Origin of the sequence: Peribacillus sp. TH27, assembly GCF_016650915.1 — a bacterium.
In the GTDB taxonomy this organism is placed as follows: Bacteria; Bacillota; Bacilli; order Bacillales; family DSM-1321; genus Peribacillus; species Peribacillus butanolivorans.
The window spans coordinates 1,352,924-1,374,208 of the sequence record NZ_JAEKEV010000002.1 but is presented as its reverse complement, the minus strand read 5'-3'; the positions used below and the strand labels follow the sequence as shown (position 1 = coordinate 1,374,208).

The 21,285-nt window shown below is 40.6% G+C and carries 19 protein-coding genes and 1 pseudogene; 18 read left to right on the top strand and 2 right to left on the bottom strand.

What is annotated here, in order from left to right; all coding sequences use genetic code 11:
• Window positions 1–54 precede the first annotated feature (54 nt).
• On the bottom strand, window positions 55–1,782 hold the full coding sequence (locus JFU24_RS07975; RefSeq protein WP_201249828.1) for an Rqc2 family fibronectin-binding protein: 1,728 nt from the start codon (window positions 1,780–1,782) through the stop codon (window positions 55–57).
• A 450-nt stretch (window positions 1,783–2,232) separates the two neighbouring features.
• On the opposite strand from JFU24_RS07975, the gene JFU24_RS07970 reads away from it, so the two are divergent.
• The 17 genes and pseudogenes from JFU24_RS07970 to spoVM all read left to right on the top strand — a co-directional run bounded on the left by JFU24_RS07970 (window position 2,233) and on the right by spoVM (window position 20,284).
• The gene (locus tag JFU24_RS07970; RefSeq protein WP_201250894.1) at window positions 2,233–4,911 is read left to right on the top strand and encodes a calcium-translocating P-type ATPase, SERCA-type; all 2,679 of its coding nucleotides are present in this window, start codon (window positions 2,233–2,235) and stop codon (window positions 4,909–4,911) included.
• 154 nt (window positions 4,912–5,065) lie between these two features.
• A complete protein-coding gene (locus JFU24_RS07965) occupies window positions 5,066–5,941 on the top strand; it encodes a YicC/YloC family endoribonuclease (RefSeq protein WP_053345269.1) in 876 nt (291 codons plus the stop codon).
• Between the two features lie 54 nt (window positions 5,942–5,995).
• On the top strand, window positions 5,996–6,259 hold the full coding sequence (gene remA / locus JFU24_RS07960; protein ID WP_034313813.1) for an extracellular matrix/biofilm regulator RemA: 264 nt from the start codon (window positions 5,996–5,998) through the stop codon (window positions 6,257–6,259).
• 10 nt (window positions 6,260–6,269) lie between these two features.
• Window positions 6,270–6,884 carry a guanylate kinase gene (gene gmk, locus JFU24_RS07955; RefSeq protein ID WP_034313809.1) on the top strand — a complete coding sequence of 205 codons (615 nt, stop codon included), beginning with the start codon at window positions 6,270–6,272 and terminating at the stop codon, window positions 6,882–6,884.
• Window positions 6,885–6,887: 3 nt separating this feature from the next.
• Entirely contained in the window at window positions 6,888–7,094 is a 207-nt protein-coding gene (rpoZ, locus tag JFU24_RS07950; RefSeq protein ID WP_056526628.1) for a DNA-directed RNA polymerase subunit omega, read from the top strand.
• 273 nt (window positions 7,095–7,367) lie between these two features.
• Window positions 7,368–8,572, top strand: a pseudogene (gene coaBC, locus JFU24_RS07945) (bifunctional phosphopantothenoylcysteine decarboxylase/phosphopantothenate--cysteine ligase CoaBC).
• 6 nt (window positions 8,573–8,578) lie between these two features.
• On the top strand, window positions 8,579–10,990 hold the full coding sequence (gene priA / locus JFU24_RS07940) for a primosomal protein N' (RefSeq protein WP_201181489.1): 2,412 nt from the start codon (window positions 8,579–8,581) through the stop codon (window positions 10,988–10,990).
• A gap of 96 nt (window positions 10,991–11,086) precedes the next feature.
• Window positions 11,087–11,572 (top strand): peptide deformylase, encoded by a 486-nt coding sequence (gene def / locus JFU24_RS07935; protein ID WP_201221455.1) that lies wholly within the window; start codon window positions 11,087–11,089, stop codon window positions 11,570–11,572.
• Window positions 11,569–12,528, top strand: coding sequence for a methionyl-tRNA formyltransferase (fmt, locus tag JFU24_RS07930; RefSeq protein ID WP_201221452.1), 960 nt, complete (start codon window positions 11,569–11,571; stop codon window positions 12,526–12,528). Before def ends, fmt begins: the two co-directional genes overlap by 4 nt.
• Window positions 12,515–13,867 carry a 16S rRNA (cytosine(967)-C(5))-methyltransferase RsmB gene (gene rsmB / locus JFU24_RS07925; RefSeq protein ID WP_201221450.1) on the top strand — a complete coding sequence of 451 codons (1,353 nt, stop codon included), beginning with the start codon at window positions 12,515–12,517 and terminating at the stop codon, window positions 13,865–13,867. The genes fmt and rsmB overlap by 14 nt, the downstream gene beginning before the upstream one ends.
• Window positions 13,868–14,962, top strand: a complete 1,095-nt coding sequence (gene rlmN / locus JFU24_RS07920) for a 23S rRNA (adenine(2503)-C(2))-methyltransferase RlmN (protein ID WP_201181486.1) — start codon at window positions 13,868–13,870, stop codon at window positions 14,960–14,962.
• Window positions 14,963–14,966: 4 nt separating this feature from the next.
• Window positions 14,967–15,716 carry a Stp1/IreP family PP2C-type Ser/Thr phosphatase gene (locus tag JFU24_RS07915; protein ID WP_201181485.1) on the top strand — a complete coding sequence of 250 codons (750 nt, stop codon included), beginning with the start codon at window positions 14,967–14,969 and terminating at the stop codon, window positions 15,714–15,716.
• 5 nt (window positions 15,717–15,721) lie between these two features.
• Window positions 15,722–17,737, top strand: a complete 2,016-nt coding sequence (pknB, locus tag JFU24_RS07910) for a Stk1 family PASTA domain-containing Ser/Thr kinase (protein WP_201249827.1) — start codon at window positions 15,722–15,724, stop codon at window positions 17,735–17,737.
• 24 nt (window positions 17,738–17,761) lie between these two features.
• Window positions 17,762–18,643, top strand: coding sequence for a ribosome small subunit-dependent GTPase A (gene rsgA, locus JFU24_RS07905; protein ID WP_201221448.1), 882 nt, complete (start codon window positions 17,762–17,764; stop codon window positions 18,641–18,643).
• Between the two features lies 1 nt (window position 18,644).
• Window positions 18,645–19,292, top strand: coding sequence for a ribulose-phosphate 3-epimerase (gene rpe, locus JFU24_RS07900; RefSeq protein ID WP_201181483.1), 648 nt, complete (start codon window positions 18,645–18,647; stop codon window positions 19,290–19,292).
• A 137-nt stretch (window positions 19,293–19,429) separates the two neighbouring features.
• The gene (locus tag JFU24_RS07895; RefSeq protein ID WP_201181481.1) at window positions 19,430–20,083 is read left to right on the top strand and encodes a thiamine diphosphokinase; all 654 of its coding nucleotides are present in this window, start codon (window positions 19,430–19,432) and stop codon (window positions 20,081–20,083) included.
• 120 nt (window positions 20,084–20,203) lie between these two features.
• Complete coding sequence (gene spoVM, locus JFU24_RS07890; protein ID WP_034313769.1) at window positions 20,204–20,284, top strand: stage V sporulation protein SpoVM; 81 nt, start codon at window positions 20,204–20,206, stop codon at window positions 20,282–20,284.
• Window positions 20,285–20,480: 196 nt separating this feature from the next.
• On the opposite strand, the gene rpmB is transcribed toward spoVM, so the two are convergent.
• On the bottom strand, window positions 20,481–20,669 hold the full coding sequence (rpmB, locus tag JFU24_RS07885) for a 50S ribosomal protein L28 (protein ID WP_034313767.1): 189 nt from the start codon (window positions 20,667–20,669) through the stop codon (window positions 20,481–20,483).
• A 252-nt stretch (window positions 20,670–20,921) separates the two neighbouring features.
• Here rpmB and JFU24_RS07880 point away from each other — a divergent pair, with 252 nt between their 5' ends.
• Entirely contained in the window at window positions 20,922–21,284 is a 363-nt protein-coding gene (locus JFU24_RS07880) for an Asp23/Gls24 family envelope stress response protein (protein WP_053345282.1), read from the top strand.
• The last annotated feature ends 1 nt before the right edge of the window (window position 21,285 follow it).

Below are 21,285 nucleotides of genomic sequence, written 5' to 3'. Positions count from 1 at the left end.
AAAAGTGTGTCCCAATCTTGTAGATTGGGACACACTTATATTTTTGTATTTAAATCAATCCTTTACAGCTTCTGCTTCTTTTAAGCGAATGACTGTATCTGCATCTGGTGTAATATATACGGTTTGCTGCTGTTCATAGATGACAAAGCCGGGCTTCGAGCCATTCGGCTTCTTTACATGGCGAACTTGTGTAAAGTCTACGGGCACCGAACTCGATTGCTTTGCTTTACTGAAGAAGGCTGCTAAAACTGCTGCTTCTTTTATGGTTTCTTCACTCGGTGATTCATTCCGAATCACAACATGTGACCCAGGGATGTCTTTTGTATGAAGCCAAATTTCATCGCGACGTGCAAATTTATTCGTTAAATAATCATTTTGTTTATTGTTTTTCCCGACAAAAATGAGATCTCCATCTGTGGAATAATATGTTTCAAGTTGTGGTTTTGCATTGGAAGGCTTTTTCATGCCTTTTTTCTTTTTTTGACGAATATATCCTTCTTCCTGAAGTTCCTCGCGTATTTCCTCAATATCTTTAGGTGAAGCCGATTGGAGTTGCTGATGTAACGCTTCAAAGTAGGCTAATTCCAATTTTGCTTTCTCGATTTGCTCTTGTACGACACCGACTGCATTTTTGGACTTTTGGTATCTAGAGAAGTACTTTTGCGCATTATCAGATGGGTTTTTTAATGGGTCAAGAGGGATTATGACCATACTTTGTTCATCATCATAATAATTGACCACTTCAATTTCCTTCATGCCTTTTTTCATTTGATATAAGTTAGCTGTCAGCAGTTCACCGAACAATTGGTATTGTTCTCCGCGTTCCGTTTCCTTTAATGTTCGTTCGAGTTTGCCGATTTTTTTAGAGTTCTTTTCAATTTCATTCGCAATGAAACGGTCTACATCCTGACTCTTTTGCTTTACCCGATCTCGCTCTGCCTTTCCAAAGTAATACCGATCAAGCATCTCGCTTAAGGAAGAAAATGTTCGGTATTTTCCAGTCAGGTGCTCTAGCGAAAGCATATAAAACACTTCTTTGTTGCCGTCTTGTTTTATAGTTGCGGAATATTTTTGTTCCGATATTTCCTTGATAAGACTTGAAAAGGCCGATGGAAGAGTGGTACTGTTGGCCAACCCTGCCCGATAAACGGCCTCCTTTGCAACTAACGGAGAAACTCCAGAAAATTGGGCAACAAGTTGACGATCGAGTTTTCCCGCATTAAAGTCGATATTTTTCCTTATATCATCCTCAGTAGCATCAAAGGGGTTATGCTTTTCTTGTGCGGGGGGCACTTTGTATTCCTGCCCAGGTAATATCGCCCGATAGCTGTTCACAGCGTAGGAGACATGCTTAATGCTGTCTAATATCATATTCCGTTCTTTATCAACTAAAACAATATTACTGTGACGACCCATGATTTCCACGATTAACTGCTTTTGCGAGACATCACCAAGCTCGTTACGACCCTTCACCTCAAAAATAATCATCCGATCTAGTTCATATTGATAAATATCTTCAATCGTATAGCCTTCGAGATGCTTTCGAAGCAGCATACAGAACATTGGCGGCTCTTTTGGATTTTCATAGCTTTCTTCTGTCAACTGTACTCTTGAATAGCTTGGATGGGCTGATAATAAGAGTTTATGGTTCTTACCTCCAGCGCGAACAACCAGGATAACTTCATTTTTATAAGGCTGATGAACTTTATTGATGCGTCCACCTTTTAGTATAGAAGCGATTTCTTCCGTCATCGCTTTCGTAAATAATCCATCAAATGACATTCTATTTTTACTTCCTTTACATAAGATTTTCTATGACTTCATTGATTTTAATTGATGTTAGTTACAGAGAGTTTTTCGTCCTATAATTAACTCGCAAAAGTGGCATTTGCAAGTTTAGAAAAACTCGATGAAGCGAGCTTTAAAATGTTCAGGTAAATTGAATTGATCAATTCTTATATGTACCTAGTTTAAACTAGCCAAAGTTTACCTTTTAAGGTGGCCCATTTTTATACGCAGTTGTTCGTCCAATTTTGGATAAGGTTCGTTCATCTTTCGCATTTCTGTTTAATTATAGCATTTTTTTGGACGAGTCTGAATAATCATGGAAGAAGAGCAGGTTGTTTTATGTATTTAGTATGCGGACAGGTGTTGGATAAGCAGAGCTAGAGCGCCTGTTTGGTTGTATACAGGGGCCTATTTCATTCTATTCAAAGGGATGTGTGATACTTGATGGAGTTCAAGGAAATGAATAAGCAAGAAATGGAGAGAGCGCTTCAAACAAACGTTACACACGGTTTGGACGATGATGAAGTAAAGGACAGGCTGCATAAGCATGGTTTTAACGAATTAAAAGAAGGAGAAAAACAGTCAGCCATCCTTTTATTTTTCGCACAATTTAAAGATTTTATGGTCATTGTTTTACTTGCGGCGACCTTGGTCTCCGGTATTTTGGGTGAATATATCGATGCGATTGCCATCATGGCGATTGTTTTTTTGAATGGAGTGCTAGGCTTTTTTCAAGAACGAAAGGCCGAAAAATCCTTGGATGCCCTGAAGGAAATGTCAGCGCCACAAGTCCATGTTCTTAGGAATGGGCACTGGCTGAAGATTCCATCTAGAGAAGTCGTGGTGGGGGATATCTTGAAATTTTCGAGCGGGGATAGAATTGGCGCCGATTTACGGATTGTTGATAATTCAAGCCTTGAGATTGAAGAGTCGGCACTTACCGGTGAGTCGCTCCCGGCTGTTAAATGTTCTGATCCGATAATTAATGAGTTAGAAGGTATCGGTGATCAGGAAAATATGGCTTTTATGGGAACCATGGTTACAAGAGGGAATGGAGTCGGTATTGTTGTCGCTACAGGCATGAATACTGCGATGGGGAAGATTGCCGACTTGCTTCAGACAGCTGAAACAAAAGAAACACCTTTACAGCGCCGTTTAGAGCAGCTAGGTAAAATTTTAATCGTCACGGCGTTGATATTAACGGTGATCGTCGTGCTGACTGGAGTCATTCAAGGACATGATCTCTATACAATGTTTTTAGCAGGCGTTTCTTTAGCAGTTGCGGCGATTCCGGAAGGATTGCCAGCAATTGTGACTGTAGCCTTGTCGTTAGGCGTTCAGCGTATGATCAAACAAAAAGCGATCGTACGTAAGCTTCCAGCAGTCGAAACGCTTGGTTGCGCAACAGTGATTTGCTCAGATAAAACAGGTACACTGACGCAAAACAAAATGACGGTGACTAAAATTTGGAGTGGAGGTAAAACCTGGGATGTCAGCGGGACTGGATATAATCCTATTGGGGAGTTTTCATTAGGTGGAGTTTCCGTTGCTCCGAAAAACCACAAAGCTTTGCTTCAAATGATGACATTTGGACTGCTCTGTAACAAAGCTGAACTAAACGAGAAAGGAAAACAATATGTCCTTGACGGAGATCCGACAGAAGGGGCGATGTTGGTTGCCGCAATGAAGGCAGGTTTGACAAGGGAATACTTATCTACTCGGTTCACGATAGTGAAGGAGTTTCCATTTGACTCGGGCCGGAAAATGATGAGCGTTATAGTGAAGGATGATAAAGAGAATCATTTCGTCATCGTAAAAGGGGCCCCTGATGTATTGCTCGCCCAGTGCGACACGATTCTATGGGAAGGGAAGTCGGGCCCGCTGAATCGGGAAAGTAAGGAAAGAGTTCAACAAGACATGAGTGAGTTAGCTTCACAGGCACTGAGGATGATTGCCGTTGGTTATAAGCCCCTTTCAAAAGGAACAATTCTGCTCCATGAAACAGAAGCTGAGCGCAATTTGACCTTCATGGGACTTCAGGGCATGATTGACCCTCCGCGTCCAGAGGTGAAGCAGGCGGTTAAAGAGTGCCGTGATGCGGGAATCAAAACCGTCATGATCACTGGTGACCATGTAATAACCGCAAAGGCGATAGCTAAAGAACTTGGTATTTTAAAAGGGAAAGACCGCGTACTAGAAGGCAGACAATTATCAGATATGGAAGTCGGAGAGCTTGAGGAAATAGTAGAAAGTGTTTCGGTGTTTGCTCGTGTTTCCCCGGAACATAAGCTAAAAATCGTAAAGGCATTGCAAAATAAAGGACATGTAGTAGCGATGACAGGAGATGGAGTCAATGATGCACCAGCAATAAAATCAGCGGATATTGGTATATCTATGGGAATCACCGGGACAGATGTTGCCAAAGAGGCTTCCTCCTTGATATTGGTTGATGATAATTTTGCAACAATAAAATCAGCCATTAAAGAAGGCAGAAATATCTATGAAAATATCCGAAAGTTCATTCGTTATTTGCTCGCATCCAATGTTGGAGAGATTTTGGTTATGTTTTTTGCGATGCTATGCGGCTTGCCTTTACCATTAATCCCGATCCAAATTCTATTCGTGAACCTCGTTACGGACGGTCTTCCTGCGATGGCTTTGGGGCTTGATGCGCCAGAAGACGATGTGATGAAGAGAAATCCTAGAAATGCAAATGAAGGTGTATTCGGCAGAGGACTTGGATGGAAAATTATCTCTCGTGGTTTTCTAATTGGAATTTCAACACTGATAGCGTTTTACGTGGTATATCGAGCGAACCCTGATAATCTGACTTATGCACAAACGATCGCATTTGCTACCCTTGTTCTTGCTCAACTAATCCACGTTTTCGATTGTAGAAGTGAACGATCAATCTTTTCGAGAAATCCATTTGGTAATCTATATTTAGTGGGAGCTGTGCTGTCTTCCCTTTTGTTAATGCTCGCCGTCATGTATGTTCAGCCCTTGCAAGCGATATTCCATACCGTTCCGATTTCGGGGAGGGATTGGCTTTTAGTATTAGGAATGTCGTCCATCCCAACTTTTTTACTAGCAGGAACTTTTTTAGCAAGAAAAGCACAATGAAATATGATATAATCTTTAAGGTGGTAGAGTCTTGCTCTATTACCTTTTTATTTTTATAGCCTTTTATTTATAAGCTCAAGCGTTTGTGCTGAAGCTGATATATAATTAATGTAAACGCCAAGTTACTACATTATGCTTGATAGGAAGTGAAGCCATGGTTACCAGTATGACGGGCTATGGAAGAGAAGAAGCAGCAAACGAACAGGTCAAGATTTTTGCCGAAATCAAGACGGTGAACCATCGTTTTTGTGAATATACGATTCGAATGCCGCGCCAACTTTTGGTTTTGGAAGAAAAAGTGAAGAAAAAGGCGAATCAATACATAAGAAGGGGACGGGTGGAAATCTTCATTACAGTAGAAGGTGATAGCCTAGTTTCCAAAAAGGTCAAGATCGATTGGGATCTTGCTGATCAGTATGTGAGTTTGATGGATAAGGTTAAAGGGAAGTACAACCTGGAAAGTTCCGTTACATTACAGGATATGCTACAACTTGAATCAATTTTCGTGACGGAAGAAGTACCGATTGTTCCCACCGATTTGGAAGCCTTACTCATGGAGGCTGTTTCGGGGGCATTGGAAAACTTGAAAAAAATGCGGACTCAGGAAGGTCAGGAGCTGGCCCAGGATCTGCAACATCAGCTGAAAAAGTTTGGTGAGATTGTAGTGGGGGTTAAAAACTATGCGCCTTCAGTTGTCGAGAAATATAAAGCACGGTTGGCAATCAAGCTAGCTGAGTTGACAGAAGGATTGATTGAGGATAGCCGTATTGTGACAGAAGCGGCCATTTTTGCTGATAAATGTGATATAAATGAAGAGCTGACGAGACTTGAAAGTCATGTACAGCAATTTTCAGAAACGCTTACACATGGTGAACCAATTGGTAGAAAACTTGACTTCCTTGTTCAGGAGATGAATCGAGAAGTCAATACAATTGGATCAAAGGCAAATGATTCGACCATTACTAAAGAAGTGGTTGAAATGAAAAGTCTGCTTGAAAAATTAAAGGAACAGGTTCAAAATATCGAGTAGTCGGTTTATGATGAACCTATCAAGGTGACAATAGAATATGAATGGGGGACAAAAATGTCAATAAAGCTCATTAATATTGGATTTGGGAATATCGTTTCCGCAAACCGGATCGTATCCATCGTGAGTCCTGAATCAGCTCCGATTAAAAGGATTATCCAGGATGCTCGAGATCGCGGATCCTTAATAGATGCTACATACGGTAGAAGAACAAGGGCCGTTATTATTACAGACAGCGACCATGTTATCTTATCAGCGGTTCAACCAGAAACGGTTGCAGCAAGACTTCAAGATAGAGATGACAGCGTAGAAGAGGGGTAACTAAAAGAATATGAGAGAAAAAGGTTTATTAATCGTTTTGTCCGGTCCATCCGGTGTTGGTAAAGGAACAGTAAGGAAGGCGATCTTTTCTCAGCCTGGTACGGCATTTGAATATTCAATTTCGATGACGACACGACTGCCACGCCATGGTGAAGTGGACGGAGTAGACTATTTCTTTAAAAAACGTGAGGAATTCGAAGCGTTAATTGAAGAAGGTAAACTGCTTGAATATGCTGAGTTCGTCGGCAATTATTATGGAACACCTGTGGATTATGTTCGTGAAACAATCGACTCTGGAAAAGATGTTTTTCTGGAGATCGAAGTTCAAGGAGCCAAACAGGTAAGGGAGAAATTTCCTGAAGGGCTTTTCATTTTTCTTGCACCCCCAAGCTTGACTGAACTCGAAAGCCGAATTGTAACACGCGGTACAGAGACAGAGGAAGCGATTAAAGGGCGGATGAAAGTAGCTAAAGAAGAAATAGAACTTATGGATCTGTATGATTATGTCGTTGAAAATGATCATGTGGATGCTGCTTGTGCTAGAATTAATGCAATTGTAATTGCCGAGCATTGCCGTCGGGAAAGAGTTGCTGTTTTATATAAAAAAATGTTGGAGGCGGAATAAACTATGTTATATCCATCAATTGATTCCCTATTACTAAAAATCGATTCAAAATACTCACTTGTATCAGTGGCAGCTAAACGTGCCAGAGAAATGCAAATTAAAGATAATTGCCTCATTAATAAACCAGTTTCTCATAAATCTGTTGGTCGTGCCCTTGAAGAAATTCATTCTGGTAAATTGACTTACGATAATTCTTACGAGGAAAACTAAGCGAACACATAAGCTTGACCTATCGGGCCTGACACCCTAAAGCAAACAGGATGCGTTACATTTGAAAGTTGCTTCCTTCCTGCGGCCAAGGTGTCAGGCCTGTTTGTTTTGATTTTTATAAATGCTCCTTAAGCAGACGGAAAGCATTGAAAAAGCAGGCATAGACATCACGATAACGCAAAAAACCATATGTTACTGCGCATATCAAATGAAATTTCTTCTGTAATCCTTCATAATTAAGAAAAATAGAATATATAGTTAGGGGAAATTTGCATGCTTAACGATAAAAAAGTTCTTCTTTGTGTCACCGGCGGAATTGCTGTATATAAAGGTCTGCTGCCCTGACCAGTAAACTCACACAGGCAGGTGCCCAAGTTAAAGTAATCATGAGTGATTCGGCACGTCAATTTGTGACGCCGCTTACCTTTCAAGCACTTTCGAGACATGATGTTTATACTGATACATTTGATGAAAAAGATTCTTCAGTTATTGCCCACATTGACCTGGCTGATTGGGCAGATATCATCCTTGTGGCTCCAGCTACGGCAAATGTTATTGGCAAGATAGCCAATGGAATCGCAGATGATATGGTCACGACGACAATTTTAGCAACTGAGGCACCTGTTTGGGTGGCACCCGCAATGAATGTCCATATGTACGCACACCCAGCGGTCCAAAAAAATATAGAGACACTACGTACGTTCGGGTATCAATTCATTGAACCAGGTGAAGGTTATTTGGCTTGCGGATATGTTGGTAAGGGTAGATTGGAGGAACCGGAAACGATTGTAAAACACCTCAATCTATATTTCGGTGAAAGAAAAGTACAACCTCTTAAAGGAAAGAAATATTTGATAACTGCTGGACCGACTCGTGAAGCAATCGATCCGGTTCGTTATGTGACGAATCATTCCAGCGGGAAAATGGGCTATGCCCTTGCTGAGCAGGCAGCTGAGCAGGGGGCTGAGGTGACATTGATTACCGGCCCCGTAAGCTTGACACCTCCTTCAAAGGTCAAGGTCATCCATGTGGAATCAGCAGCAGATATGTATGATGCGGTTTTTGAACAATATGATACTAGTGATGTCGTGATCATGACGGCCGCAGTGGCAGACTATAAACCGAAATTATATCATGCTCAGAAAATGAAAAAGCAGCCGGGTGAAAATGTGATTGAATTTGAACGGACTAAGGATATCCTTAAGGAACTAGGTGAGAATAAAACCCATCAGATATTGGTAGGATTTGCAGCGGAAACGAATAATGTTGAAGAGTATGCAAGAGGGAAATTAGCGAAAAAGAAAGCAGATATGATCGTTGCCAATAATGTCACCGTTGCCGGGGCAGGCTTTGGCACGGACACAAATATCGTGACGATTTTCAATAAAGATGGACGTGCTACCGACCTTCCTAAAATGAGTAAAGTGGATATAGCCAAAAGCATTCTGTCAGAAGTATCTCGCATGCAAAAGGAATGATGTCTTATGGATATTGCATCCGTTATTGTGGATGTACCTGCAAAACAAACAGATCGAGAATTTGACTATCGCATCCCTGAAAAATGGAAACAAGTCATCAAGCCTGGAATGCGCGTCATTGTCCCATTTGGCCCGAGAATGGTACAGGGCTTCGTGACCGGATTAAAATCCAAAAGTGATTTTGCGAAATTACGCAATATCAAAGAACCAATGGATTTGGAGCCAATTCTAAATGATGAATTGCTTAAGCTGGGTGACTGGTTGACCAAAGAGGCCATGTGTTTTAAAATTTCAGCGCTTCAGGCAATGCTTCCTGCTGCAATGAAAGCAAAATATGAAAAAGTGATCAATATCATTGAAGATAAAAAGGAGCAACTTCCACCTCTCATTCAAAAGCTTTTCGGAAAACATGATTCATTATCCTGGAAAGATGTGATTGAAGGTGAGCATGCCTCCCTTTTTCAAAAAGAAGTACAAAACGGCAATTTAGAGCTAATGTATTATGTGAAAAACCGCCTCAATAAGAAGACGGTCCGTATCATTAAACCGTTACTTTCCCCAGAGGAATTGAAAGAAATGGCTTCTACACTTTCCGGTAATGCAAAAAAACAACAAGAACTTCTTCAATACTTTATTGAACATCCAGAACCAGTCTCGCTTAAGGAACTGCTTGAAATGGTTAATGCCTCAAGCGGCACGGTAAAGTCCCTTGTATCAAAAGGGGCTTTAGTGGAACTGGATCAGGAAATATACCGCGACCCCTATGAAAATCGTGTGTTTGAAAAATCCAATCCCTTTACTTTAACGGATGAACAAGCAGCTGCCTTGAAGCCCATTCAGGAGAAAATAAAACATGACGAACATGAAGTTTTCCTTTTATATGGTGTAACAGGAAGCGGGAAGACTGAAGTGTATTTGCAGGCGATTGCCTCTGTCATGGATAAAGGTAAGGAAGCCATTATGCTGGTTCCCGAAATCTCCTTGACGCCACAAACGGTGAAAAGGTTTAAGGAACGCTTTGGTGAGCAGGTAGCGGTCATGCATAGTGGTTTGTCTGTGGGCGAAAAATATGATGAATGGCGGAAAATCCACCGAAAAGAAGTAAAAGTAGTGGTAGGGGCCCGTTCAGCCGTATTTGCGCCTTTTGAAAACCTGGGCCTAGTCATCATTGATGAGGAGCATGAATCCAGTTATAAGCAAGAAGAAACGCCCCGCTATCATGCGAGGGACGTTGCAATTCAAAGAGCGAAATCATATTCATGTCCGGTCATTCTCGGTAGTGCCACTCCGACTCTTGAATCCTTTGCACGTGCCAAGAAAAACGTCTATCAGTTATTGACTCTTAGTCAGCGGATGAATAAAAATGCGTTGCCGGCAGTGGATATTGTTGATATGAGGGAAGAATTAAGGACGGGAAATCGATCGATGTTTTCAGAACTGCTCTTTACGAAGTTGAAAGACCGGCTTGAAAAGGGGCAACAGGCGGTGTTGATGCTAAATAAACGAGGACATTCCTCCTTCGTGATGTGTCGAAGCTGTGGATTAGTCATCAACTGTCCAAATTGTGACATTTCACTCACCTATCATCGCTTTAATGATATAATGAAATGCCATTATTGTGGATTTGAGGAAGGAATGCCTTCTGATTGTCCTGAATGTGCTAGTGAACATATCCGATTCTTCGGTACAGGTACGCAAAAAGTGGAGGAAGAACTTGCAAAAATTCTCCCAGATGCACGAGTAATACGAATGGATGTCGATACAACAAGTAAAAAAGGTTCACATGAGCGGTTGCTGAATGCCTTTGGTGAGGGAAAGGCTGATATATTACTCGGCACCCAAATGATTGCCAAGGGACTTGATTTTCCCAATATCACTTTAGTTGGAGTCCTTTCAGCTGACACAATGCTCCATTTGCCCGATTTCCGTTCATCGGAAAAAACGTTCCAACTGCTGACACAAGTAAGTGGAAGAGCAGGACGTCACCAACTCCCAGGAGAGGTAGTCATTCAAACCTATACGCCTGAGCATTACAGCATCGAGCTTTCAGCTATGCAGGATTATGATTTCTTTTTTGAGCGAGAGATGTATCTCCGCAGGCAAAGTCATTACCCTCCCTATTATTATGTTGTGCTTATAACTGTTTCACATGAAGACTTAATGAAAACAGTGAGTGTCACGGATAAAATCACAAATTATTTAAGTTCACGATTGAATCGGGATTCTATCGTACTCGGTCCTGTTGCTTCGCCCATTAGTCGAATCAACAATAGATATCGATACCAATGTCTGATAAAATACAAACGAGAGCCGGATCTTAATCAGCATTTACGAACACTTTTAGAGCATTATCAAAAAGAAACGGCCCAAAATCATCTGCAGATTTCAATAGATTTAAATCCGCAGATTATGATGTAATTGTTTTAACATTGGATGATTACCGCGAGCTGTTCAGAGCTTGCGTTTTTATATAGTGAAGTTTTGGTTTTTATATTTAGGAGGGTACCTTTAATTTTGGCTATTTTACCGATTGTCTTGTTTCCTGAAAAAATTTTACAACAAAAATGCGATAAAATAACAAGTTTTGATAAAAAATTGGCTAAGCTGTTAAATAACATGTACGAAACGATGGTTGAAGCTGATGGCGTTGGCCTTGCTGCACCTCAGGTTGGCGTGAAAAAGCAAGTCGCGGTCGTTGAAATAGATGAAGGATCTGGTGTAATCGAACTGATTAATCCAGAAGTGCTAGAAGTGGAAGGCGAACAGACAGCCGTTGAAGGCTGTTTGAGTTTTCCAAGTATATACGGGGAAGTATCGCGCCCATACCGCGTCAAGGTGCGGGCACAGGACCGAAAAGGATCCTTTTTCGAAATAGAAGCGGAGGATTTCCTGGCTAGAGCGCTCCAGCACGAAATAGATCATTTGCAGGGAGTGTTATTTACAAGTAAGGTTTTACGCTATATTACGGAAGAAGAGTTAGAAAGGTTTGAAGAAGAATGACAAAAATTATTTTTATGGGAACACCGGACTTTTCAGTACCGGTACTTAAAAGAATCCTTGACGAAGGCTATGACGTGATTGCGGTTGTTACACAGCCTGACCGTCCAGTGGGTCGCAAAAAGGTGCTAACACCTCCGCCTGTTAAGGTTGAGGCTGAAAAACAGGGAATTCCCGTTTATCAACCCGAAAAAATCCGTGAAAAAGAAGATTTAGAAAAAATCATTGCATTGAAACCTGACTTAGTGGTGACGGCTGCTTTCGGACAAATTCTCCCGAATGAATTGTTGGAAGCTCCAAAATACGGATGTATTAATGTACATGCCTCCCTGCTTCCTGAACTACGTGGAGGAGCACCTATCCATTATTCCATATTACAGGGGAAAGAAAAGACAGGAATAACTATCATGTATATGGCCGAGAAACTTGATGCTGGGGATATATTAACGCAGGCAGAAGTTACCATAGAAGAAGAAGACAATGTCGGCACTCTACATGATAAATTAAGCAAGGTCGGTTCGGATTTACTTGCAGAAACATTGCCAAAGCTTATAAATGATGAGTTAAATGCGATTAAGCAAGATGAAGATAAAGCAACTTTCGCACCTAACATTAGGCGGACGGAGGAAAAAATCGACTGGTCGAAAACAGGGGAAGACATCTATAACCATGTACGTGGCCTGAATCCATGGCCTGTTGCCTATACACTCTTAAATGAATCCATTTTAAAAATTTGGCAGGCAAACAAGCTTGAACATAACAATCAGGCAGTGCCGGGGACGATTATTGATGTACGTAACGATGGTTTCGTCGTTTCGACAGGCAATGAGACGGCTATACTAGTTACGGAACTGCAGCCTTCAGGAAAGAAAAAAATGCCGGCGAAAGATTACTTGCGCGGAGCCGGGTCGTTCATTAAAGCAGGCATGAAGTTAGGAGAACAGAATGAAGCAAACTAAAAAGGGAGTACGTGAAATTGCTCTCGATATTTTGGAATCTGTAGAAAAAAACCAATCCTACAGCAACCTTTTACTTAACAACTTGATTAAAAAGCACCAGTTATCCGGTGTGGATAGTGGGTTGCTAACAGAAATAAGCTACGGTACGATTCAGCGGAAAATGACTTTGGATTACTATTTGAAGCCATTTATTAAGCAACCGAAAAAAACGCTAAGCTGGGTCATCAACCTACTTAGGCTCTCCGTTTATCAAATGATTTATTTAGATAAAGTACCAGATCACGCGATTATTTTTGAAGCTGTCGAAATCTCGAAAAAGCGTGGCCATAAGGGAACGTCTTCAATGGTCAATGGTGTGCTTCGTAATATTCAAAGAAATGGTGTAGCTCCTCTTGATGATATCAAAGATGAGCTTGAGCGCCTCTCAATCGAGGTAAGCCATCCTGCTTGGCTAGTCAAGCGTTGGGTAGAGCAATTTGGCTATGATAAAACCAAGGAAATGTGTGAAATTAACTTAACAGCTCCACTGCAGACGGGAAGGGTTAATTTAAAGCAGATTTCTCGCAGTGAACTAATCAGCATTTTGACAGAAGAAGGCTATGATGTTGAAGCAAGTGATGTTGTTCCAGAAGCAATTGTTAGCTATAAGGGAAATCTTGCTCATTCAGAAAGCTATAAATTGGGGTATCTATCGATTCAAGACGAAAGTTCGATGCTAGTCGCTCATGCGTTAGGAGCCAATGACAATGATGCTGTTCTCGATTGCTGTGCTGCACCTGGAGGTAAGACAACTCATATCGCAGAAGGCTTAACCACAGGACAAGTATATGCCCTTGATCTTCATGAGCATAAGGTTAAACTCATTAAAGAGCAGGCAGAGCGGCTAAAGCTAAGAAACAACATTAAGACAATGGCCCTTGATAGCAGAAACGTCCAAGAACACTTTAATAAAGAAGGGTTTGACCGGATTCTTATAGATGCACCATGTTCAGGATTAGGTGTTATGCGCCGGAAGCCGGATGTAAAGTACACAAAAACAAAAGATGATATAATGAAACTCTCAAGTATACAAAAACAGTTATTGGAATCAGCTGCCCCGCTAGTAAAACAAGGCGGACGGTTAGTATATAGTACATGTACGGTGGATAAAGAAGAAAATGATAAAGTTGCTGCAGCATTTTTGGAAAACCATCCGGATTTTGAAAGTGATACGACATTGGCCACAAGAATGCCTGAAAGTGTTCAGCCATTTATTGAAGGCCATACGTTGCAAGTGTTCCCGCAATATTTTAGCAGTGATGGATTCTTTATTGCGAGTTTTAGAAAGAAGGTGCTGTAAATGGCAGAGATTACTAAATCATCAAGAGTAAAAAAAGACACAACACCAGAAAAACCATCGATTTATTCATTAGAGCTTCACCAAATTAAAGAATGGCTGGTTGAAAACGGCGAGAAAGCATTCCGTGCAGATCAAATTTATGACTGGCTTTACAAAAAGCGTATTTCTAGTTTTGAAGATATGTCCAACCTTTCGAAATCTTTACGCGATAAACTGGAAGAAAAGTTCACATTCACTACATTAAAAACATTGATTCAGCAAACGTCAAATGACGGGACCATGAAGTTTTTATTTGAACTGCATGATGGATATTCGATTGAAACGGTATTAATGCGCCATGAATATGGAAACTCTATCTGTGTTACAACACAGGTGGGTTGTAGGATTGGTTGTACATTCTGTGCATCAACTCTTGGCGGCTTAAAACGAAACCTTGAATCAGGAGAAATCGTTGCCCAGGTCGTTAAGGTACAACAGGCACTTGATGAAGTGGAAGAACGCGTTAGCTCAGTCGTAATCATGGGAATCGGTGAACCGTTTGATAACTATGATAATATGATGTCTTTCTTGAAGAATATAAATCATGAAAAAGGCTTAAACATTGGAGCACGTCATATTACCGTTTCAACAAGTGGTATCATTCCAAAAATTTATAAGTTTGCTGAAGAGAGCATGCAAATCAATTTTGCGGTTTCCCTTCATGCCCCTAATACAGAATTGAGAAGTAAATTGATGCCAATCAACAAGGCCTATAAACTGCCAGACTTGATTGAAGCCATCAAATACTATACAGAAAAAACAGGGCGCCGGGTCAGTTTTGAATATGGTCTATTCGGAGGCGAAAATGATTCAGTGAAACACGCCGAAGAATTAGCCGATTTAATAAAAGACATTAAATGCCATGTCAACTTAATTCCGGTTAACTATGTACCGGAACGCGACTATGTACGTACACCTCGGGACCAAATTTTTGAGTTTGAAAAAACATTGAAAAAGCGTGGTATTAATGTAACGATCCGAAGGGAACAAGGCAGTGATATTGATGCAGCCTGCGGCCAGCTTCGGGCCAAGGAGCGCAAAGAAGAGACGAGGTGACCCTATGAGGGCAATATTTAAAACTGACCGTGGAAAAGTCCGCCAGCATAATGAAGATAATGGCGGAATCTTTAAGAATTCGGAAGGCGTTCGCCTTGCCATCGTTGCAGATGGCATGGGCGGCCACCGAGCCGGAGATGTAGCAAGTGCAATGACGATCGATCTTTTGAAAAAGGGCTGGGAGGAATCCAACGGGATTGATACAGCAAATGATGCAGAGGATTGGCTGAGAAAGAAAATTTTCTTGGTTAATCAATTGCTTTTTGAACATGCCGAGGCGAATACAGAATGCAAAGGCATGGGGACAACCATTGTTGCAGCCATTTGTACTGATAAATTTTCAACTATTGCCAACATCGGGGACAGCCGATGTTATTTGTATAATGAAAGTGGTTTTAAGCAGGTCACTGAAGATCATTCGCTTGTTAACGAATTAGTCCGTTCAGGCCAGATTTCTAAGGAAGACGCCGAGAATCATCCACGGAAAAATGTTTTATTACGAGCCTTAGGTACAGAAATGCAAGTGGAAATGGACATTACGACAGTCATTTTTGAAGAAAGTGATTTACTTTTGCTTTGCTCGGACGGTTTAACGAATAAAGTGAGTGAACAGGAACTTGAAGAAACAGTTACCAATGAGCAATCACTTGAAGAAAAGGCGAATTCGTTAATAGATAAGGCCAATCACTATGGTGGAGAAGATAATATCACCCTTGTGCTTGTTCAATTTGTCGATGAAAGCGAAAGCAGGTGAACTCAATGTTGATTGGTAGAAGAATCAACGGCCGTTATAAACTGATCGAGATGGTCGGTGGCGGCGGTATGGCGAATGTTTACCTTGCAAGGGATATGATTTTGGACCGTGATGTAGCGTTGAAAATCCTTCGCATGGATTTTAATAATGACGAGGAGTTCATCAAGCGTTTTAATCGTGAAGCACAATCAGCAACAAGTCTAGCTCATCCGAATATTGTAAGTATTTATGATGTTGGTGAAGAAGATGCTATCTATTATATTGTCATGGAATATGTGGACGGTTTTACACTAAAGCAATACATACAAAAATATTATCCGATTCCGGTTGAAAAAGCCTTGGATATCATGAAGCAAATTACGGCAGCGATTTCCCATGCCCATCATAACGGGATTATCCATCGGGACATCAAGCCACAGAATATTTTGATTGATAAAGAAGGAACCGTCAAAATTACGGACTTTGGTATTGCATTGGCCCTAAGTGCAACGAATATAACTCAGACGAACGCAGTCTTAGGCTCTGTTCATTATTTATCTCCAGAACAGGCTAGAGGCGGAATGGCCAATAAGAAATCTGATATTTATTCACTTGGTATCGTCATGTTTGAATTGCTAACGGGGAGATTACCCTTTTCAGGTGAATCTGCCGTTTCGATAGCTCTTAAACATTTACAATCAGAAACTCCTTCGCCAAAACGCTGGAACTCTGAAATACCACAAAGTGTGGAAAATATTATCTTAAAAGCGACAGCAAAAGATTCATATTACCGCTATGAAAGTGTAGATTCAATGGAAGATGATATTCGAACGTCGCTTAATCCAGAGCGTTTAAATGAATCTCCTTTTGCTATTCCTGAAGATCATGATGCAACAAAGGCCATACCAATCATCACGGATGATCAACTTTCAAGTATTGATGAGACAATAGTAAGGGGCCCGGAAAAAAACACTCTAGTCTATGCGGATGATGAGGATAGTGAGTCAGAAGCGGACACTAAAACAAAAAAGAAACAGAAAAAACAAAAAACAAAGTCAAAACAAAAAGATAAAAAACGAAAAAAATTGTCTACCATTTTAGTTACCATCTTTTTAGTTCTTGCCCTGCTTGCTGTTTTATTTATAACTCTTGCACCGACGATGCTTGATTCGAAGGAAGTTACCATCCCTGATCTTAAAGGGAAAGAGTTGGATGATGCTATTACTGAATTGGTTAATTTGAAACTGGTTGTTGGAAATACGATTGAGATTGAAGATGAAGAGGTCGAAAAAGACCTAGTGATTAAAACGAACCCTAAGCAAGGCAAGACGGTCAAGGTAGGTGCGAAAATTGATATTTACCAGAGTGTTGGTAAAGAAACGATTTCGTTGTCTAGCTATGAAGGCAGAAAGTATTCAGATGTCGAATCCTTCCTTGAAAAAATGGGGTTCAAGGACATTGTCGTGACCGAAGAGTATGATGACAGTGCAGCAGGTACGATAATAAAACAAACTCCTTCGGGAGGTACCGAAATCGTACCATCCGAAACGGAACTAGAGTTTACTATAAGTAAAGGTGCAGATCGATTAAGCTTAAAGAACCTAACCGGTTTCAATGAAGCTGGCCTAAATGATTACTCTAATGACAGTGGAATAAAGATTGAGGTGGAAGATAAAGTCTATAATGATTCCATTGCAGAGGGGCTTGTCATATCTCAGTCACCTGAACCGGCTACTAGAGTCGAACAAGGTAGTACGGTGAAAGTAGTCCTTTCAAAAGGGAAAGAAGAAATCCCTCCAAAAAAGGTAACAGAGGAAATTACGATTGAGTATGATCCAGTAGAGCCAGGCAAAGCGCAAGAGGTCCAAATTTTCATTGAAGATATCAACAATAGCATGACGGAGCCTCAAGAATCATTTTTAATCGTAGAAACGGAAAAACGAAAGATTGATCTAATGGTATCTCCAGATAAGAAAGCCGGATATAAAGTCATGCGGGACAATCAGGTCATTATCGACGAAGCCGTCTCTTATCCAAATTAAATATATTAAATTAGGAGTGTGGCTATGCCCGAAGGAAAAATTATTAAAGCATTAAGTGGATTTTATTATGTTCTTGATGGAGAAGAGGTTTTTCAATGCCGAGGCCGTGGAGTATTCCGAAAAAATAAGGTAACACCTCTTGTTGGTGATTATGTGGTTTATCAGGCGGATAATAAAACAGATGGGACTGTAACCGAAATAAAGCCACGTAAGAATGAATTGATTCGTCCTCAGATATCAAATGTAGATCAAGCCATTCTTGTGTTTTCGGCCGTTGAACCTGATTTCAGCCCAGCCTTGCTTGATAGATTTCTCGTTCTTATTGAAGATAACGAAATCGAACCCATTATCGTTGTAACGAAGATGGACTTAGTGACTGCTGAGAGCAAAGAGAAATTGTCTCAGTATATCAAAGACTATCAGAAGTTGGGCTATACAGTGCTGGAGACTTCTTCAGTTTCCACTGGTGGTATTGAAGAGCTTGTTCCTTATATAGAAGGAAAAACAAGTGTATTTGCCGGTCAGTCAGGGGTTGGGAAATCTTCATTGCTGAATGCAATCAATCCTGAATTGGCTTTAAAGACAGATGATATATCGTCCCACTTAGGACGTGGAAAGCACACCACGCGTCATGTAGAATTGATTCATATTGGTTCTGGACTTGTTGCGGATACACCTGGATTTAGTTCACTTGAATTTATGGAAATGGAAGCTGAACGCTTATCCTATTGCTTCCCAGAAATGCATAAGCATGGAGAAGACTGTAAATTTCGGGCTTGCTTGCATGACAAAGAGCCGAAGTGTGCTGTGAAGGAAGCGGTTGATACAGGAGAGATTCCACGGTATCGTTATGAGCACTATATGCAGTTTTTAGAGGAAATTAGAGATAGAAAGCCGAGGTATTAGAATGGTTAAAATTGCACCATCTATTTTATCAGCTGATTTTGCAAAACTTGGAGAAGAGATTCTGGATGTGGAAAGGGGCGGGGCGGACTTTATCCATGTGGATGTCATGGATGGTCATTTCGTGCCCAATATTACGATAGGCTCATTAATTGTCGATGCTATCCGACCGGTGACAAGGCTTCCGCTTGACGTCCATTTGATGATTGAACACCCTGATCGTTATATCGAAGCATTCGCGAAAGCGGGAGCTGATTATATAACTGTACATGTTGAGGCATGCACGCATTTGCATCGCACGATTCAGTTAATAAAATCTTTTGGTGTGAATGCAGGCGTTGTGCTTAATCCGGCTACTCCGGCTTCCTTAATTCAGCCTATAATCGAAGATATTGACATGGTGTTGTTAATGACTGTTAACCCAGGGTTTGGCGGGCAAAAGTTCATCGCATCCGTACTACCGAAAATTGCTGAAGTGAAGGCGATGGCAGACAAATATAATCCAAAGCTTGAAATTGAGATTGATGGCGGAGTAAATGAAGAAACGGCTAAACTTTGTATCGAGCAAGGGGCAACCGTGCTTGTGGCCGGATCTGCCATATATAATCAAGAAGATCGCCATGCAGCTATTCAAAGGATTCGTGGAAACTAAAAGAAAAAAGCCGACATTATCATATTCGTATGATAGTGATCGGCTTTTTTTACACAGAAAGTATGTGCTAATAAATAAAAACGATGTTTCTGTAACGATATGAGCGATAAGAATATTTTATGAAGAAGGATGATTTCATGATTATTAGTATAATGGCTGGAGGCCCTGAGAATTTGTGGCCGGATTTAACAGTATATAAAGAGATGACAGATTTATGGGTTGGAGTCGATAGGGGAGTGTGGGCGCTGCTTGAAAATGATATAGAGCCTAGGTACGTATTCGGCGATTTTGATTCAGTTTCAGAAGATGAATATATGAGTATTAATCAAAGACTGGAACATATCAATCTATATCCTTCTGAGAAGGATGAAACAGATCTAGAAATTGCTTTTAAATGGGCTGTAGAACAAAAACCAAGTGAAATTCATATATTGGGTGCTACAGGAGGGAGATTGGATCATTTTCTTGGTAATATCCAGTTACTTCAGAAAGAAAGCATCCTTCCTGTTCATAAGGAAATAGATATGTACATAGTTGATAAACAAAATATATTTTCAGTAAAGACACCGGGCTCTTATAAGGTCACTGCATTGAAAGACAAGAAGTATGTGTCTCTACTCCCTGTTACAGCAGAAATCACCGGCATTACACTCTCAGGCTTCAAATATCCGCTAATTGACGCAAGGCTAGAGATAGGGTCGACACTCTGCATTAGCAATGAACTAATTTCTGATTGTGGGAATGTTTCATTTGAGGAAGGCATATTAATGGTGATAAGAAGCAGTGATTAAAATTCATGCTTAGAGCAGATTCGGATATATACGATCATCCTATATCCGCTTAAAAGCTTATGTTGTAATAGAAAAAATTCCACTTCATCTTATTTGTGGGATGCAAAGAGGAGGGGCATGATGAAATTTTATACGATTAAATTGCCAAAAGTTCTGGGCAGTTTGGTAAGGGCTATGCTCGGAGCGTTTAAAAAAGGCTGATACTTATCTCCATAACACCTCTCTATTTAGGGGGGTGTTATTTTTTCGGAATGATTGGAGGACAATGAAAAGAATAGGCAAGCCATTAATGGGTGATGACTTTATTGAATGAGGACTAGGCCAAATCAAATAAAGCATACCCATTAAAAATGCAGCCATTTCAAATAAAAAGGCATCCTGAGAGGATGCCGTAACATTATACGCGTTCTACTTTGCCCGATTTAAGAGCTCTTGCAGAAACGTATACACGTTTAGGTTTACCGTCAACTAAAATACGTACTTTTTGAAGGTTAGCGCCCCATGTACGCTTGCTAGCGTTCATTGCGTGAGAGCGGCTGTTACCAGAACGAGTTCTTCTTCCAGTGATTACACATTTACGTGCCATGTTAAATTCCCTCCTAACTACAACAAGCTTAAGTTTTTCAAAGTCGTCTTAAGTCTTTGTAAAATACTTTAATAATTTATCATACCTACCGTGAGAATGCAATACTTCAGTTAATTACTTTCAAGAAAAAAACCTTGACATACATACTTTAAAATTGAATTATAATAAGAACCGTAAGACATTTACTTTTAAAACAATAGACATTATAGTAAAATGTCTTTAGTTGATTTGATTTTTGGGAGGGAAAAGAAAATGTCTATCGAATTACAAACAAAATATGGACAAATTGATATCTCTAATGATGTGATCGCTACTGTAGCCGGCGGCGCAGCTGTGGATTGCTACGGAATTATAGGAATGGCTTCCAAAAAACAATTTAAAGACGGCATTGCCGAAATTTTAAGAAAAGAAAACTTTACAAAGGGTGTAATAGTGCGTCAAGTAGAGGAAGAAGTTCATATCGATATGTATATTATCGTGAGTTATGGAACTAAAATCTCGGAGGTTGCACATAATGTGCAATCAAAGGTAAAATACACTCTGGACAAAACTGTCGGATTAGCTGTTGAATCCGTTAACATTTTTGTACAGGGAGTTCGTGTGACGAACCCTTAAG